Genomic DNA, 16,223 nt, shown 5'->3' on the forward strand with positions numbered 1-16,223 from the left:
CTATTTTTTACTGTCAGTTCGGCAACAACAAAAAGCCAGATTTGTTGAAACCGCATTAAATAAAAAAGAGAATATTACTTTATTTGGCCACAAAAATACACTCTGATTGATCAGAGTGTTAGAAAAGCTATTTAAGAGGATTGCGGCTGTTAAGCATCTGATAAAGCAAAACACCAGTTGCAACACTGGCGTTCAGTGATTGCACATGCCCGACCATAGGCAATGTCAGCATTTGGTCCATCTGCTCTTTAAGAAGGCGTGAAATTCCTTTACCTTCATTGCCGATTACCAAAACAGTTTTGCCATTACTATCCCACTGCCGATAATCTGTACCTTTCATATCAGTACCAAAAAGCCAATAGCCACGTTTTTTTAATATTTTTGCAGTTTGCACCAGATTATTTACCCTTGCTACTGGCACATAATCAATTGCTCCAGTTGAAGTTTTAGCTACAACAGAAGTTAACCCGGTAGCACGTCTTTTAGGAATAATAATGCCGTCAACTCCAGTGGCATCTGCTGTTCTCAAAATAGAACCCAAATTATGGGGATCTTCAATTGAATCAAGCATCAGTAGAAACGGTTCGTGATTGCTGTGGTCAAATTTATCCAGCAGCTGATCCAGATTGGCATATTCAAAACTAGCTACCGTTAAAACTATTCCTTGATGATTTCCACCTTGAACCAATTTGTCTAATTTGTTTTTAGGTACCGTTTGGACAATTAACCCCTTCTGCTTAGCCAAGGTAAATACTTGATTGGCAAAACTTTCTTTAATCCCCTGCTGTAAAAATATTTTGTTAATATGATCAGCATCTTGAGTTTTTAAATAATCCAGTCCCGCATGCCTGCCAAAAACAAAGTCTTTGTCACTTGAAGTCATATTCCTCTATGCCCCCATTCTCAATAGTTTTAATACACCATTCAGTCAGCTGCTCTATACGATCTTTTTTGTTTAAGAGTTCTAAGTAACCCCAAACAGCTTCAAAACCTGTAGATAACTGATAAGTAGCCAAACTGGTATTTTTTGCTTTAGTATAGGTTTTCGAATTGCGACCGCGGTGAAAAGTTGCTACTTCATCTTCAGTAAGCAACTCTTCTTCCTGAAGTTTGGTAATTAATGCTGCTTGCGCTTTGGCCGACACATAGTGAGTAGCTCTTCTTTGCAAGACTTGGGGTTTAACAATGCCACATTTAATTAAATGTCGCCTGATAAAAATTTCATAAACAGCATCACCTAGATAAGCTAATGTTTGACCATTTAGAGTATCCGGATTAACATCACTTTCTGTCATTTTTAGAGTTTTATTCACGTAGCCACCTTGTTCCTTGTGGTGTATCTTCAACTGTAACACCCATTTGTTTAAGTTCGTCCCGCAACGCATCGCTTTGTGCCCAATCTTTGCTTTTACGTGCTTCTTCACGTTTTTTAATTAGTCTCTGAACTTGCTCATCATCATTTTGATTTTCAGCGGTAATTAAGCGCTGTACATCTATCCCGAAAACAGCTAACCAACTTGTCAAAAGTTTAGCAGCTTTTTTAAGAGCATCTTTATCAGCATTTTCAGCATTAATATTAGCATTAATTTCCGGTAATAAATCGTAAATGGCAGTTAAAGCATTCTGAACATTAAAGTCATCGTCCATAGCATTAATAAATTTATGCTGAGTGTCTTGAATTTTATTGACTAAAGTTTCTGACTTTTGGCTCGTTGATCCATCCTTAAGTCGATATTTAAGATTATTAAGAGTATTTTTAAACCTCTGCAAAATAATTTGCGCTTGTTTTAAATTATCAGTCGAATAATTAATTTGTTTTCTATATTGAACACTGGCCATAAAGAAGCGCAACACTTGTGGATCAACTTTTTGCAATAAATCATGTACAGTCACAAAGTTATGCAATGACTTGGACATTTTTTCTGCATCTGCTCCAACTGTAACAAAACCATTATGCATCCAGTAATGGACAAAGGTTTTACCAGTTGCTGCTTCACTTTGAGCAATTTCATTTTCATGATGAGGAAATTCCAAATCTTGACCACCACCATGAATATCAATTGTTTCGCCTAAATATTTTGTAGCCATAACTGAACATTCGATATGCCAACCGGGACGGCCCTTACCCCAAGGAGAAGCCCAAGCTATTTCATCAGGTTCCTTTTGTTTTTTCCATAAAGCGAAATCTATTGGGTCTTCTTTACGCTTTTGTTCTTCTTCATTAACATGCTCAGAAGCACCCTCTTCAAGCTTTGCAATATTTTGGCTACTAAGAGCACCATAATTTTTAAATTTTCTGGTACGATAATAAACATCACCATCTGACTCATAAGCATAACCCTTAGAAATCAGCTTTTGGATAAATTTAATAATTTCGTTGACTTCGTGAGTTGCCCGTGGATTAAGTGTTGCCGGCTTAACGTTTAAAGCTGCAATATCTTCACGATATGCTTTAATGTAGCGCTGAGCTAATTCAGGCACAGTAACATTTTCAGCTTTAGCCTCAGCGATCATTTTATCGTCTACGTCAGTAAAATTGGACACAAAATTTACCCTAAAACCGCGAAATTCTAAATAGCGCCTAATGGTGTCGAAAGCAATAACGCTCCTGGCATTACCAATGTGAATATAATTATATACAGTTGGTCCACAAACATACATTGTTACCTGACCTGGGTTTATCGGCTTAAATTCTTCTTTAGTATTAGTTAAAGTGTTGTAAATTTTCACTGTGGCTAACTGACCTTTCTACATTCTAAATCTTATTTTACCAGAAATCGTAAGCAATTTTTTTAACTAAAAGTTTACTATCTTGCTTTTTTGCTATAATCTGATTTTGTTTAACTGCAAGTTAAAACAGCGTATTACTCTCATTTAATAATAGAATAATACGCTGTTTTGATAACTATAAGCCGTTTTCACTCATTTGCTTGAGAGTTAAATCTAAATGCTCTAACACACGCTTTTTGCCTAAAAGCTCCATAGCTTCACCAATTCCTGGTCCCACCATTGATCTGGTAGTAGCAATTCTAATTGGCATGAATAAACGTCTACCTTTAATTCCTGTTGCCTTACGAGTTGCTTGTACAGCATTCATTATTTGAGGAGCAGTAAACCGTGGAATTAAATCAATTTGCTTCTTAAATTCTTCAATTACCGGTCTAGCGTCATCTTTACGAATTTCTTCAATTTCTTTTTCACTTAAGTCTTTAGGAGCATTAAAGAAAAATTTTGCTAGGTCAACGATCTGCTTTGTATATGACATTTGAACAGAATAGATGTTAACTAACTGTCTGACCCACTCCATTTTTTCCGGATTTGGATCTTTTTCAACCAAACCTGCTTCTTGCAAATTATTAAGTGCCAAGTCTAAAAGAGTATCACGATCAGCCTTTTTAATATACTGGTTGTTAATCCACTCCAATTTCTTCTGATCAAAAGCAGCAGGAGAATTAGATAATCTTGCCGGATCAAATTGTTTAATTAACTCACGTTGGCTGAAAATCTCGCTTTCACCAACTGGAGACCAGCCTAATAATGTAATAAAGTTAAACATTGCATCAGGTAGATAACCAAGATCTCTGTATTGCTCAATGAATTGTAAAACAGATTCATCACGCTTTGAAAGTTTTTTACCAGTTTCCGAATTAATAATTAAAGTCATGTGACCAAATTTTGGCGGCTCCCAGCCTAGAGCCTCATAAACTGCTAATTGCTTAGGCGTGTTTGAAACGTGATCATCTCCACGCAAAACGTGAGTAATTTTCATCAGGTGATCATCAATTACCACTGCAAAATTGTAAGTAGGCATGCCATCGCGTTTTTGAATGACAAAATCGCCACCGATGGTATCAGACTCAAAACTAAGATGACCCTTAACAATATCATCCCAAGAATATGTTTCCATTTCAGGAATATGAATACGAACAACCGGTTTTAAGCCCTTTGCCTTTGCCTGCTCTTGCTTTTTAGCAATTTCATCTGCTGTCATTCCCTCATATTCATACGTGTAGTGAGGTGCAATGCCCATTGCACGTTGTTCTTCACGTTGTTCTTCTAATTCTTCTTCAGTTTTATAAGAGTAATAAGCTTTACCCTCATCAACCAGCTGCTTAATGTATTTATTATAGATGTCTTTTCGTTCAGATTGACGATATGGACCATAGTCGCCACCCTTGTCAGGACCTTCATCCCAATCAATACCAAGCCAGAGCAAGTTTTCCATTTGCGACTCTGAACCGCCTTCAACATTACGCTTCTGATCAGTATCCTCAATTCTTAAGACAAAAGTTCCTTTATTATGACGCGCAAATAAATAATTAAAAAGCGCAGTTCGTGCATTTCCAATATGTAAGTGCCCTGTTGGACTTGGGGCATATCTTACCCGAATTTTTTGTTTAGCCAAAATTCATGCCTCTTTCAAAAAGTAAATATAAACAATTTAAGTTTACCCGTAATAGAAAAAAAGTTCAATGTTCGTTAGCCTAAAACTAGTTTTAAGGTTTGCGGAATACTTGAAACGGGGACAACTTCAATTCCAGCGTTCTTTAGACTTGCGCGCATATTGTGTTTCGGGATAAAAATACGCTTAAACCCAGTTTTAGCAGCTTCTTTAATTCGCGCATCTATTTGGTTGACGCGTCTGACCTCACCGGTTAAACCAACTTCACCAACAAAACAATCAGTTGGCAAAATTTCCTGATTTTTATAACTTGATGCGATAGCCATGACGACGGCTAAGTCAACTGCCGGTTCGTTCAAGCGAATTCCACCAGTAGCAGTTAAATATACATCCTGATTTTGCAACATCAAGTTGCCCCGTTTTTCTAAAACTGCTAAAAGAAGTCCAGCTCGATTATAATCTATACCTGCCGTGGTTCTCTTAGCATAGCCAAATGCTGTTGGTGTGACTAATGCCTGTATTTCCGCCAAAATAGGACGCGTTCCTTCTAAAGAAACCACAATTGCAGAACCGGTAGATTTTGGTAAACGTTCATCTAAAAATACAGCTGAAGGATTAGTAACTTCTTTTAAACCTTTATCAACCATTTCAAACATGCCTATTTCATTAGCAGCACCAAATCTGTTTTTCACAGAATGTAAAATACGGTAGGCATGGTGTTCATCACCCTCAAAATAAAGAACGGTATCTACCATGTGCTCTAGGATTTTAGGACCGGCAATCGCGCCTTCTTTTGTAACATGGCCAATAACAAAAATGGTAATAGCATCCATTTTGGCAATCTTCATTAGTTCACTAGTAACTTCTCTTACCTGTGAAGCTGATCCCGTCATTGAATCTAAGCTTGGTTCATTCATTGTCTGAATTGAGTCAATGACAACAAAATCGGGCTCTAGCTCGGAAATTTGTTGGCGAATGTCTTCCATGTCTGTTTCAGGATAAAGCATCATATCATTAGCTGTCAGTCCTAAACGGTCAGCCCGTAGCTTAATCTGATTGGCTGATTCTTCCCCCGAAACATACAGCACTTTATATTGATTTGCAAGTTCGCTCATAATTTGCAACATTAAAGTTGACTTGCCAATGCCAGGGTCGCCGCCAATCAAAACTAATGAACCTGGAACAATACCTCCGCCTAAAACTCTGTTGAGCTCTTCCATACTGGTTTGTACACGTTCTTCTTTTTCTGCCTTAACATTTTCCAATTTAACCGGTTCACTAATTCCAGTTTTCTTGATAAGCCTGCTGGGACTGCCTTTAGTTGAACGGTTTTGCACTGCTTCAGTTTCTTTTTCAAACTGATTCCAAGCGCCGCAATTGGGACAGCGCCCTAAATAACTAGCAGAAATGTAACCACAAGAACGACATTTATACTTTGTTTTTAGTTTTGCCATTTAGCTTCCCTTCTTGTTTGTGGAACCAAAGCCATTTATTCTTTGTCTGTCAATAGGCACATCATTATCAGTTTTTAAATAATGAACAAAAATTCCCTGACCGATTCGGTCACCTTGATGAATCTGAATAGGTCTTACCCCATAGTTAATTAATTGAACAAAGATCTCGCCTTCATTGGCATCATTATTATAATAATCGGAATCAATGACACCAACCCCATTTGGCAATGCAAGGTTTCTTTTAAAAGTATTTGATGACCGATTTGCCAGCAATAATACCTCGTCCTCAGGCATATATGCTTTCACTCCTGTGGGAATTAAAAAAGGTTTGAGGACATGTTCAGCCATTTCATAATCTTGTTCGTATAGTTGGTGACCATTACGAATCAACCTAAAAATACGGACAAAATTAAGCCGCCAAATACTGGGAATTAATACATCTTTTGCTGCAGCTAAATCATAGCCTGCACTGGCAATCGTTTGTCTTCTTGGTAAAGTAACATTTTTATTTTTATATTTAGATACAATTTCAAAGCCCCGAATCTTTTCCATGTTATCTCCTTTAAAACTTTTAAACACTATTTTACATTAAATTGCAGATATTATCTGAAATCTTATATAATTAGGTACGTAAAATTTTTACTTTTGAAGGGAGAATAAATGTTTAATGTAGATGATCCTCACCAATTTTTTCGCGAAGACGATGATAATGGGGAAATGGTTTATAGCTGGACAATGGATAAAATTGAGCGTAAAGATGCTACAGTTTGGGTCATGAATCATCTTTTTATTAATCCCCAAAAAGATAGTAAAAAGATTTTACACGATCAAATGAAAATAGTAATGTTTATTGCTCAAAAATCTCATCTGCCTGTTTGGCCGCTTGATCCTTTAGTTATTAACTACTTTAATGAGCATCCAGATTTTGAATCAATTTGGTATCACAAACCAAGTCCAAAAAACGGTTCTCTCTAGTATTGAAAGATTAAATAGATAAAGTAAAAACAAATACTTTTTTAACAATAATTAAATTTTCAGAGATAGACTACTTCAGCCGGATAAGCTAAAATAGTATTAATTTGTTTAAGGAGGATCTATTTAATATGACAAAAGAAATTACAAGTGCAGCCATTGATGATTTCACAAAAGATTTAGCGAATCACTCTGGTATTAATATTGCCAGTCATGCTGCCCAAGAAAATGGCATCTATAAGGCTAGTCAAAACCTGCAATCTAAGATTGATTTAACACCAACCTTTTCAGTAGAAATTGATACTGGCAAGCCTGCTGATCAAAAGCAGTCAGGTCGTTGCTGGATGTTCTCTGCATTGAATACTATGCGCCACCCAATCCAAAAGGAATATAAGATTAAGGATTTTGAATTATCACAAAATTACACTAATTTCTGGGATAAATTTGAAAAATCAAACTTTTTCTTTGAAAATGTGATTGCTTCAGCCAAGAAACCACTCGGTGACCGTAAAGTTAGCTTCTTGTTTGCAACACCACAACAAGACGGTGGTCAATGGGATATGCTTTGTGGACTAGTAGAGAAATACGGAATCGTACCTAAGTCAGTTTATCCAGAAACAGCCAATTCCAATAATTCAAGTGCTTTAAACGATACTTTGAATACCCTTTTGCGTAAAGATGGCTTAGAATTACGCAATTTAGTTAACGCTGGCAAGTCAGAAGATGAAGTTGAGCAACTCAAGAATGACTTTTTAAACGAAGTCTTCCGCATTTTGGCTATTTCATTAGGAGTTCCGCCAAAGAAATTTGACTTTGAATATAAAGATGATGATGGTAATTATCACCGTGAAGCAGGAATTACACCTAAGGAGTTCTTTGATAAATTCGTAGGCATGAACTTGGAAGATCACGTTTCAATCATTAATTCACCTACAGAAGATAAACCATATCATAAAGTTTTTTCCGTTGAGTACTTGGGTAATGTTGTTGGCGGTCGGCAAGTTCGCCACCTTAACGTCAAAATTTCTGAAATGAAAGATTTGATTATAAAGCAACTTAAAGCTGGCGAAGTTGTTTGGTTTGGTTCAAATGTTGGTAAAGATTCAGAAAGACAACTTGGTTTGCTAGATACAGATATTTACAAGCGCGATGAGTTATTTGACGTTGATTTTTCAATGTCAAAGGCAGACATGCTTGATTCCAGTGAAAGTATGATGGATCACGCTATGGTTATCACTGGCGTTGACTTAGTTGATGACAAGCCTACTAAATGGAAGATTGAAAACTCTTGGGGAGAAAAGCCTGGCTTTAAAGGTTACTTTGTCATGAGCGATTCCTGGTTTGACAGTTTTGTTTACCAAGCAGTTATCAACAAGAAATTCTTACCTGATGACTTAAAGAAAGCTTTTGATGAAGGTGCTAAAGACCCAATTCAATTATTACCTTGGGATCCAATGGGCGCATTAGCATTTAAGTAAAATTATTAGTTATATAAAATTAGTTAAAATATAAAACAGCATTGAGAAAATTTTTCAATGCTGTTTTTATATGCTTTGAGCAAGTATTTTATACTGCTTTTATTTTTCTTGCAGTATTCCTTGTCGCAATATAAAGAGACGATCATATTTAAGCTCATTAATTTGATCGTGGCTGGCAACTACTACAATTTTATTTTGCTGTTTTAATTTTTTTAGCAGGGCCACAAATAAGCTAACGCTCTCTTGATCAATTCCACGAGTTGGCTCATCAAACAAAATGACATTTTGGTTTTCCATCACAGCTTGAATAATACCTACCTTTTGTCTCATACCGACAGAATACTTAGCTATGGGTTCTGGATCATCAGGATCAAGCATAAAATGCCTTAGTAAATCCCTAACTATTTTCTCATTAAACCGTTTATTAAGATTAGCCAGAAAATGAAGATTGGACATGGCCGATTCATATTCTAAAAAATCAGGATTTTCTATTAACGCGCCTACAACATCATTTTCACCCAGCCTAATTTCACCGCTGTCTGCCTCTAATAAACCGGTAATAATTTTAAAAATAGTGGACTTTCCAGAACCATTAATACCAGAGATATGAACCAGCTCTCCTGGCTTAGCTAGCAAAGATACGTTTTTTAAAACCAGCTTCTGACCGAAAGACTTTTTTATATGCCTAAGCTCTAACATTATTTCTCCTTAAAAGCCACCATAAATTTCATGGATAGCCCGATATAACTCGTCATACACGGGACTATAATTTATTAAAATATTTTTTTCTATATAGTAGTGATAAATTAAATCTATGATTATCGCCATTAGCAATAATAAATAAGGCCTATGCCAGTTGTAGCCTCCGACTAGCAACCAAAGTAAAAGCAAAAAAGCCAGAACATGTAGTAGTATGAGTTCAATGCCTACAATTGGGTTACCAAATTTAAATAAAGGGTAATCAGTAAAAAAATACGGAACAAAAAGACCTAATACAAAAATTAAACAATAAATTGTAGCCAGTACCATTAAGTGAAACATCATCCACTTATTCTTTCTTCTCACCGATACAAACACGTTGATGTTACGAAAAGTAAGTACCTGCTTATAAAATAGCAAGAAGACCGCTGGCTGCAAATACAGTGATACCATGTGAAAATTGAGGTATTCGTTTGGCAATTCCATGGTTTCCGGTGAACCTGTTTTTATCAGAATAATGCTTCCCATTAGTCCTATCAAAAATACGATAAAACCATTTAAAACAAGCTTGCGTTGTATTCGCTTTAAGCGCATAATTAGCCCAGCTTTCTTTTCTGCTGCCACAGTTTGATTAAGTAAGCAGCAAGTAACAGATAAAGCAATGCAACCAAAACAAAAAGCAAATATGAATTAATCGGTGGCAAGCGAGATCCTAACGCAAACTGTCCCGGTGCAAGTACAGCAAATGGAAACCACAAATACGAGAGAAAGAGCAAAAATTCATTGCCCAGTGATATTATGAATGACAATAAGGTTAAACCCAGCCCTACACACGGACCCAAAACTAGATAAATACTATTTTTTGATACAAACAGACCAATACTGAAAATTAAAACAGCAAAAATACCCCAGCCAATAGCAGATAATATAACATACGAACATAAGTCAATTAGTTGGTTAGTGGAAAAATATCCTGGTCTGGCACCAATGTATAATTTGATAGGTCTGGTTTTAAAGAAAAAGGGATAATAAAATAAGTTAATTAATGCTAACTGGTAAAGATTAGTTATTAAAGAAAATACTACACCAATAATAAACGAGCGAATAATCCCTGCTTTGATAAAACCATGATAGCCAATTCTTTGCTGAACAGCGCCGAACATATTATTATTTTTAAAATAGATTATGAGACCTGTTCCAAAAGTGGGAACGAATGCCAACATCATAACTAAACTTATGATATTTTCATTCCAGCCATTCGGCTGAATGGAAAAGAAAAGCATTACAGAAATGTCAACTGCTTTGCCGTTTGCTGGAATTAATCCTGCCCCATCTTTAGCAGCCGTTACAAATTGCCAGGTAATCAAAAGAAGATAAATAATTAAAATAATCAGAACAAATTTTTTGGTTCGGCTTAGCATTTGCACCATCCTCATAATAATATATCTTTGAATACTATATCAGATATAACATTAATTATCAAATAAATGGTGTGCCAAAAAAGTTACAAAAAATTTACCTATTTTTTATAGGAAATTGTTTTATTTTGCTCATATGGATCTTTTAAACAAAAGCCAAAATTTAATTTAGCCCGACCTCCTTAACAAAACGCATAAAGGCTGCTTTACCATCAGCGGTTTGCTTGAAAACTCCTGCATCTTCTAAGACACGAGCAAAAATGAAACCCAATTCTTTTTGCAAAATCTGATCTGCATTTTCACTAGTTATTTCATACTTGCTTTTAATTTTATTAGCCCAGTCAAGGTGGATCGGTGCAATTCTGTTAGGCTGGTCAAGCAAAAATTTTTTAACCTCAAGCAACTCTGGCTTCAAGCGCGGCGGAAAAACCGCTAATCCCATTACTTCAATTAAGCCGATATTTTCCTTTTTAATGTGTTGTACATCAGCATGGGGATGGAAAATTCCATCAGGATATTTATCTGAAGTCTGATTGTCTCTGAGAACTAAATCAAGTTCATAAGTTTGTCCATGTAAACGAGCAATTGGGGTAATAGTATGGTGAGGGGTATTGTCTGTAAATGCCCGAACTGTTACTTTCTCATCACTATAATTGTGCCAGTTTATTAAAATTTTATTTGCTAATTTGATTAAGCTATTTTTATTCAGACCGCGTAAACGGATCACAGACATAGGCCACTTGACAATACCTGCTTTGACATCATCAAATCCCTTAAAGTTAAGTTCTTTAACAATTGGTGCTTTCTCCATCGGAAAGCGATGCTTGCCTCCCTGATAATGTTCGTGAGACAAGATTGAACCACCAACAATCGGCAAATCCGCATTGCTACCAACAAAATAGCCCGGAAATTTAGCCACAATTTCCAGTAAATTAGCAAAAGTTTGTTTATTGATTACCATTGGCTCATGCTTTGGCGCTAAGAAAATACAGTGCTCATTAAAATACGCATAAGGAGAATATTGAAAACCCCAGGTTTCATTTCCTAACTGAAAGCGAATGATACGGTGATTGGTACGCGCGGGATAATTTACATGACCTAGGTAACCTTCATTCTCCATACACAACTGACACTTTGGGTATGACTTTACTTCAGCATTTTTGGCTGCCGCGATTTCCTTAGGATCTTTTTCCGGTTTGGAAAGATTAATTGTAATTTCAAGATCGCCATATTTACTTGCGGCTGTAAAATAAATATTTTTTGCAATAGCTCTAGTTTTAATATAATTACTATCTTTACCCATTTGGTAAAAATCAGCTATCGCTTTTTGGGGTGATTCTTTATAAGTACTCCAAAATTTCTGGTTCACTACACTAGGTCTAGGCACAATGAAATTTAACAGCTGTGCACCTAAAATGTCTTCCGCTGAATTAGCTTTAGCACATTTACCTGTTATTTGAGCAACTTGAATCAGCTCTCCTTTAAGATCCAGTAGGCCTTCCTTACTGGTCGTTGCTTTTCTTGCCTCATCACCAACAAGGGCCAAAATTCTATTTCTCAAATAAATACGATCAAGTTCTGTAAAATCGCTGTGGGCAATAACTTGCGTAATGAAATTCTCAATCAGATTCGTTTTATCCATCTCAACTTTCCAACATCATAAAACTTTTGTACCATCAGCTGTTTCTGCAATATAAAATGAGGGCAAATAGCCAATCTTTTCTTGATAAATATCAGCGACATTTTTTTCAAAAGCTTCAACTTCGTTCTTGGCAACCAAAGCTATTGCACAGCCGCCAAAGCCGGCACCAGTCATTCTTGCACCCAAAATTCCAGGTTGCTTCCAGGCAGTATGAACCAATGTATCAAGTTCTTTCCCCGTCACTTCATAGTCATATTCTAAAGAGACGTGTGAGGCATTCATTAAGTGACCAAACTCATTTAAATCACCCTTTTGCAGTGCTTTTTCGGCATTTAATGTACGTTCATTTTCCCAGACTGCGTGGCGGCAGCGTTTCAGCAGGTTTTCTGTTGGCAAAAGATAGCTATGCTCATCAAAAGTTAAATTATCCAATTCACCAAGCGATTGAATTGACAGTTTCTCCTGCAAAAAGTGCAGACCCTTTTCGCATTCAGCTCTGCGCTCATTATATTTTGAGTCCGCTAAGGTTCGCTTCTTGTTAGTGTTCATAATAACGATAACATTATCTTTCAAGTCAAGTGGTACCAGCTCAGACTCCACTTTTTCAGTATCAAGCAAAATGGCATGATCCTTTTTACTCATAGCAACTGCATATTGATCCATAATGCCAGAATTGACTCCAATAAAGTCGTTTTCGGTTTTGACTCCCATTTTAACAATTTCTAACTTAGAAAAAGTTAGTTTAAACTGGTCCTGCAATAAAATACCAATTAACATTTCTAGGGCTGCAGACGAAGATAACCCAGCACCATCAGGAATATTGCCATTAATGTAAATGTTAAGTCCATGCTCAATTTTTGCCCCATTTTCGAGCATAAAATGAAGCATTCCCTTAGCATAATTTGCCCAGGAATCTTCTTTGGCAAACTGTAACCGGTGCATATCAGTTTCTACTACTCCCATATCGGCAAAATTTGCAGAATAAAAGCAAAATCTCGCGTCATCACGGGGACTAGCTGCACCATAGATTCCTAAAGATATTGCGCAAGGAAACACATGACCACCATTATAGTCAGTATGTTCACCAATTAAGTTAATTCTACCAGGCGAAAAATAACAGCCGGTTGGTTCTTGATGATAAATATTACTAAATTCTTGCTTGAGTTCTTTAATTTTCATTTTTATCTGTTCCTTTTTAAAAGCGCTATCAAAAGTCAATAAACTTATTATACTTCTTTTTTTATTACCAGCAATGCCTGTCCAAAAAGCAAAAACAAACTAAAAGAGTTTCACATCAACATGAAACTCTTCTTAAGTTTATTACCAAATATGTAGCAGTCTATCGGGATGCAACTTGCATAAATTAAATTGGTGCACATGCTGCGGACGGCTTTGCGGAAATGATTCCAAGAAATCCGCTGGATTAGCCAGACCAGTAGAGTACGACCACACACTTTTAACTTTTTTAATCGGATCAAGCATTTCATTTCGAATCGGAAAAGCCGAAATTAAAAAATGTTTGTGATGAAACTTAAAAACAAAAAATGGCAATCGAAAGTCATTGACTACCTCTTCTTTAGTTTTCCCAATCGTAACCACATTGCGGTAGGTGCCATACTTTTCGGTAAACAAATCGTTAAACGAAAAATAGAAATTCGAAATGTGTACATGGGGAAAATTGTCTTCAGTCACTTGATCAGGAACTGCAATCACATGAGCAAAATGATCCAGATTGCTCTCTTTTTGTGAAAGTGCTCTGCCCAATTGATTGGGATTTATAACGTGAGCCCATTCAGGCACATCCAGATTATCCTGGTAAGATAAAAACATTTCCCTAATCACATCAGGCTTTACCCAATCATATTGCCTGCGAACTTCGTTGCGATTTAATAAACTACGCAAGCTCTTGTGATACATTAAATCAACAACAAACAACTCATAACGATAACGTTCGACCCAGGGTTGATAATGCTCAATATTCTCCGCAAAGATATGCGTACTATCTACAATAACCGTTTCGCCACGTTTCATTTTTTCTTCTACGAGGTAATCCACCACTTTTTCCGTTTGCTCATTTGCATAACGCGGAATTACTTGATGTAAGCAATCGGTATCTTCTTCATAATAATAGGTTAAATTCGCCAACAACAATCTAATTTGATCACGACTAATTGCATATGGCTGTAAGTGATGACGAGCAATAAATGAAGATTTACCGGAGCCGGGTGCGCCTCGTAATAAAAATATTTTACGCATGCCTCTACTCCAAACTAAGAATGTAAATTTTAAATGATATCGTAATAAATTTTAACATACATTTGTAGAAATCCTTACTATGAACTAAAAGCAACGTAAAATCTTTTTGTCAACAATTTTCATTTGCGGATCAAATGTATAAACTATTGGCTGTGCATTTGGAACTTCAAGATTAATAATCTCTTGATCATCAATATTTTCCAACTTTTTAATTAGCGCTCGTAAACTCGAACCGTGAGCGACGATTAATTGATCTTCAGCCTTTTTTAATCTGCTAGCAACATTGTCATAGTAATAAGGCATAACACGCTGTTGTGTTTGGTAAAGACTTTCAGCTTGCGGCAAAAAGTGCGGATCGAAATTAGCATAGCGCCTGGATGTTACTTTTTTACCTTCAGGTGGAATCGCATAAAAACCTCGCCGCCATTCTAGTACCTGTTCTTTACCAAAAATTTTACGTGATTCGTCTTTATTAATGCCTCGTAAATTGCCATAGTGCCTTTCATTCAAACGCCAAGTTTTGGTAATCGGCAAATATAAAAAATTACAAATATCTGCAACTATATTTGCTGTAATGATTGCCCTCATTAACACTGATGTGTGAATATGAGTAGGGTGAAAATCGGTAATACTCTTAATCAAATTGCCGGCCATTTTAGCTTGCTTTCGACCCTTCTCAGTTAGAGCAACATCATTCCAGCCCGTGTAAACATTGGCTTTATTAGCAGTACTTTCACCGTGTCTTACAAGCACTAATTTGACCATTTTATCTCACCCAGTGCATAATTATTAAAGCTAAGCCGCTAATTGTAAAAATCACGCCCAATATCATAAAAGGAGTTACTCCGTGATTATGGTTGCGGTAACGTCTGTTGTAAGCATAAGCAATATCATATAAGCCTACTATCAAAACAATAACGGCAGTAAAAATACTTACTTTCAAATTCTTCATTCTCCTGGTTACTCTTGACTACGATCAGTTACAATCATTTTATCATTTTTTCCTCGTTCACATTCTGCTTGAAAATTGATATGGTTAATTCCTAATTTTTGTAATTTTGCACTAATTTGTTGCGTTAAAAATTCAAATTTACCAGCTGTTAAATCAGCATCAACATTGACGTGTGCATCAAGCATGACATAACGATCGCTATAACGCCACACATGTACATGATGAATATTTTTTATTTCAGGAAAAGATAAAACTATCTTATTAACTTCATCCAGATCGATGTCAGGATTAGATTCCATTAGCACATTTGCTGCCTTTTCTGTTATTTCACAAGCTTCGTGAAAAACGAAGACCGACACTAATAAAGTCATCACCGGATCAATCCAGCTAATGTTCCAATAATAAATAAAAATGGCACCAATTACAACTGCTACACTGGAAAGAGCATCACTTAGCATATGCATAAAAGTGGATCGCACATTGAGATTTTGCTGTCCACCTTGATGCATTACCAACATTGAAACTACATTTGAAATCAAACCAATAATTGCAACAACTAGCATTATGCCGCCACTGATTTTTGTTGGTTTCCAAAATCTTTCAATAGCTTCCACAAATAAAACAATACTAATTAAAATTAGAATAATACCGTTGGTAAAGGCAGCCAAAGTTTCAGCCCTGTCATAGCCAAAAGTTTTTCGCTTATTACTGCGTCTATTGCTAATGATATGTGCCACAAACGAAATAATTATTGCACCGACATCGCTCAGATTGTGTACCGCATCAGATAATAAAGATAAAGAACCTGATACGAAACCACCAATAAATTCTGCAACTGTAATAACAACATTAAGTGCAGTTACATAGGCAAATTTTTTTGTAGTATGATCTTTCATGTTTTTTCCTTTCAAGCACTAAAGATAAAAAAAGCCCTACTTTTAAGCAGGACT

17 protein-coding genes are annotated in these 16,223 nt (G+C 36.2%); 2 read left to right on the top strand and 15 right to left on the bottom strand.

What is annotated here, in order from left to right:
- Positions 1 to 127: 127 nt before the first annotated feature.
- The 6 genes from rlmB to DKL58_RS06790 form a co-directional block, all read right to left on the bottom strand.
- Complete coding sequence (gene rlmB, locus DKL58_RS06765; protein WP_109586562.1) at positions 128 to 883, bottom strand: 23S rRNA (guanosine(2251)-2'-O)-methyltransferase RlmB; 756 nt, start codon at positions 881 to 883, stop codon at positions 128 to 130.
- Positions 870 to 1,295 (bottom strand): Mini-ribonuclease 3, encoded by a 426-nt coding sequence (locus DKL58_RS06770; protein ID WP_222711221.1) that lies wholly within the window; start codon positions 1,293 to 1,295, stop codon positions 870 to 872. The genes rlmB and DKL58_RS06770 overlap by 14 nt, the downstream gene beginning before the upstream one ends.
- Positions 1,296 to 1,305: 10 nt before the next feature.
- Positions 1,306 to 2,730 carry a cysteine--tRNA ligase gene (gene cysS, locus DKL58_RS06775; RefSeq protein WP_109586563.1) on the bottom strand — a complete coding sequence of 475 codons (1,425 nt, stop codon included), beginning with the start codon at positions 2,728 to 2,730 and terminating at the stop codon, positions 1,306 to 1,308.
- A 175-nt stretch (positions 2,731 to 2,905) separates the two neighbouring features.
- Positions 2,906 to 4,405, bottom strand: coding sequence for a glutamate--tRNA ligase (gene gltX / locus DKL58_RS06780; protein ID WP_109586564.1), 1,500 nt, complete (start codon positions 4,403 to 4,405; stop codon positions 2,906 to 2,908).
- Between the two features lie 74 nt (positions 4,406 to 4,479).
- Positions 4,480 to 5,856, bottom strand: a complete 1,377-nt coding sequence (gene radA, locus DKL58_RS06785; protein ID WP_109586565.1) for a DNA repair protein RadA — start codon at positions 5,854 to 5,856, stop codon at positions 4,480 to 4,482.
- The gene (locus DKL58_RS06790) at positions 5,857 to 6,408 is read right to left on the bottom strand and encodes a dCTP deaminase/dUTPase family protein (protein ID WP_109586566.1); all 552 of its coding nucleotides are present in this window, start codon (positions 6,406 to 6,408) and stop codon (positions 5,857 to 5,859) included.
- Positions 6,409 to 6,516: 108 nt separating this feature from the next.
- Here DKL58_RS06790 and DKL58_RS06795 point away from each other — a divergent pair, with 108 nt between their 5' ends.
- Together DKL58_RS06795 and pepC are read left to right on the top strand one after the other, a co-directional pair.
- The gene (locus DKL58_RS06795) at positions 6,517 to 6,831 is read left to right on the top strand and encodes a hypothetical protein (protein WP_109586567.1); all 315 of its coding nucleotides are present in this window, start codon (positions 6,517 to 6,519) and stop codon (positions 6,829 to 6,831) included.
- Positions 6,832 to 6,959: 128 nt separating this feature from the next.
- Complete coding sequence (gene pepC / locus DKL58_RS06800) at positions 6,960 to 8,306, top strand: aminopeptidase C (protein ID WP_109586568.1); 1,347 nt, start codon at positions 6,960 to 6,962, stop codon at positions 8,304 to 8,306.
- A gap of 99 nt (positions 8,307 to 8,405) precedes the next feature.
- Here the strand turns inward: pepC and DKL58_RS06805 are convergent, their stop codons facing one another.
- The 9 genes from DKL58_RS06805 to DKL58_RS06845 all read right to left on the bottom strand — a co-directional run bounded on the left by DKL58_RS06805 (position 8,406) and on the right by DKL58_RS06845 (position 16,169).
- On the bottom strand, positions 8,406 to 9,005 hold the full coding sequence (locus DKL58_RS06805) for an ATP-binding cassette domain-containing protein (RefSeq protein WP_109586569.1): 600 nt from the start codon (positions 9,003 to 9,005) through the stop codon (positions 8,406 to 8,408).
- A 9-nt stretch (positions 9,006 to 9,014) separates the two neighbouring features.
- Complete coding sequence (locus DKL58_RS06810; RefSeq protein ID WP_109586570.1) at positions 9,015 to 9,599, bottom strand: hypothetical protein; 585 nt, start codon at positions 9,597 to 9,599, stop codon at positions 9,015 to 9,017.
- A 2-nt stretch (positions 9,600 to 9,601) separates the two neighbouring features.
- Positions 9,602 to 10,426: a hypothetical protein gene (locus DKL58_RS06815; protein ID WP_109586571.1), complete on the bottom strand. Its 825-nt coding sequence runs from the start codon at positions 10,424 to 10,426 to the stop codon at positions 9,602 to 9,604.
- Positions 10,427 to 10,586: 160 nt separating this feature from the next.
- The gene (gene galT, locus DKL58_RS06820; RefSeq protein WP_109586572.1) at positions 10,587 to 12,065 is read right to left on the bottom strand and encodes a UDP-glucose--hexose-1-phosphate uridylyltransferase; all 1,479 of its coding nucleotides are present in this window, start codon (positions 12,063 to 12,065) and stop codon (positions 10,587 to 10,589) included.
- 15 nt (positions 12,066 to 12,080) lie between these two features.
- The gene (locus DKL58_RS06825; protein WP_109586573.1) at positions 12,081 to 13,244 is read right to left on the bottom strand and encodes a galactokinase; all 1,164 of its coding nucleotides are present in this window, start codon (positions 13,242 to 13,244) and stop codon (positions 12,081 to 12,083) included.
- Between the two features lie 141 nt (positions 13,245 to 13,385).
- Positions 13,386 to 14,321 carry an AAA family ATPase gene (locus tag DKL58_RS06830; RefSeq protein WP_045928421.1) on the bottom strand — a complete coding sequence of 312 codons (936 nt, stop codon included), beginning with the start codon at positions 14,319 to 14,321 and terminating at the stop codon, positions 13,386 to 13,388.
- Positions 14,322 to 14,405: 84 nt separating this feature from the next.
- Positions 14,406 to 15,086, bottom strand: a complete 681-nt coding sequence (locus DKL58_RS06835; protein WP_109586574.1) for a 2,3-bisphosphoglycerate-dependent phosphoglycerate mutase — start codon at positions 15,084 to 15,086, stop codon at positions 14,406 to 14,408.
- A 1-nt stretch (position 15,087) separates the two neighbouring features.
- On the bottom strand, positions 15,088 to 15,273 hold the full coding sequence (locus tag DKL58_RS06840; RefSeq protein WP_109586575.1) for a hypothetical protein: 186 nt from the start codon (positions 15,271 to 15,273) through the stop codon (positions 15,088 to 15,090).
- Positions 15,274 to 15,281: 8 nt separating this feature from the next.
- Positions 15,282 to 16,169 carry a cation diffusion facilitator family transporter gene (locus tag DKL58_RS06845; protein WP_045928424.1) on the bottom strand — a complete coding sequence of 296 codons (888 nt, stop codon included), beginning with the start codon at positions 16,167 to 16,169 and terminating at the stop codon, positions 15,282 to 15,284.
- Positions 16,170 to 16,223: the final 54 nt, after the last annotated feature.

Source organism: Lactobacillus kullabergensis (assembly GCF_003151025.1).
In the GTDB taxonomy this organism is placed as follows: domain Bacteria; phylum Bacillota; class Bacilli; order Lactobacillales; family Lactobacillaceae; genus Lactobacillus; species Lactobacillus kullabergensis.

Bases quoted from the DNA above. Each gene is read 5' to 3' on its own strand.
- DKL58_RS06835 (WP_109586574.1), bottom strand. From the start codon at position 15,086: ATGGTCAAATTAGTGCTTGTAAGACACGGTGAAAGTACTGCTAATAAA.
- radA (WP_109586565.1), bottom strand. From the start codon at position 5,856: ATGGCAAAACTAAAAACAAAGTATAAATGTCGTTCTTGTGGTTACATT.
- DKL58_RS06810 (WP_109586570.1), bottom strand. From the start codon at position 9,599: ATGCGCTTAAAGCGAATACAACGCAAGCTTGTTTTAAATGGTTTTATC.
- DKL58_RS06805 (WP_109586569.1), bottom strand. From the start codon at position 9,005: ATGTTAGAGCTTAGGCATATAAAAAAGTCTTTCGGTCAGAAGCTGGTT.
- DKL58_RS06845 (WP_045928424.1), bottom strand. From the start codon at position 16,169: ATGAAAGATCATACTACAAAAAAATTTGCCTATGTAACTGCACTTAAT.
- rlmB (WP_109586562.1), bottom strand. From the start codon at position 883: ATGACTTCAAGTGACAAAGACTTTGTTTTTGGCAGGCATGCGGGACTG.
- pepC (WP_109586568.1), top strand. From the start codon at position 6,960: ATGACAAAAGAAATTACAAGTGCAGCCATTGATGATTTCACAAAAGAT.
- DKL58_RS06825 (WP_109586573.1), bottom strand. From the start codon at position 13,244: ATGAAAATTAAAGAACTCAAGCAAGAATTTAGTAATATTTATCATCAA.
- galT (WP_109586572.1), bottom strand. From the start codon at position 12,065: ATGGATAAAACGAATCTGATTGAGAATTTCATTACGCAAGTTATTGCC.
- DKL58_RS06830 (WP_045928421.1), bottom strand. From the start codon at position 14,321: ATGCGTAAAATATTTTTATTACGAGGCGCACCCGGCTCCGGTAAATCT.
- DKL58_RS06840 (WP_109586575.1), bottom strand. From the start codon at position 15,273: ATGAAGAATTTGAAAGTAAGTATTTTTACTGCCGTTATTGTTTTGATA.
- DKL58_RS06770 (WP_222711221.1), bottom strand. From the start codon at position 1,295: ATGACAGAAAGTGATGTTAATCCGGATACTCTAAATGGTCAAACATTA.
- DKL58_RS06795 (WP_109586567.1), top strand. From the start codon at position 6,517: ATGTTTAATGTAGATGATCCTCACCAATTTTTTCGCGAAGACGATGAT.
- DKL58_RS06790 (WP_109586566.1), bottom strand. From the start codon at position 6,408: ATGGAAAAGATTCGGGGCTTTGAAATTGTATCTAAATATAAAAATAAA.
- DKL58_RS06815 (WP_109586571.1), bottom strand. From the start codon at position 10,426: ATGCTAAGCCGAACCAAAAAATTTGTTCTGATTATTTTAATTATTTAT.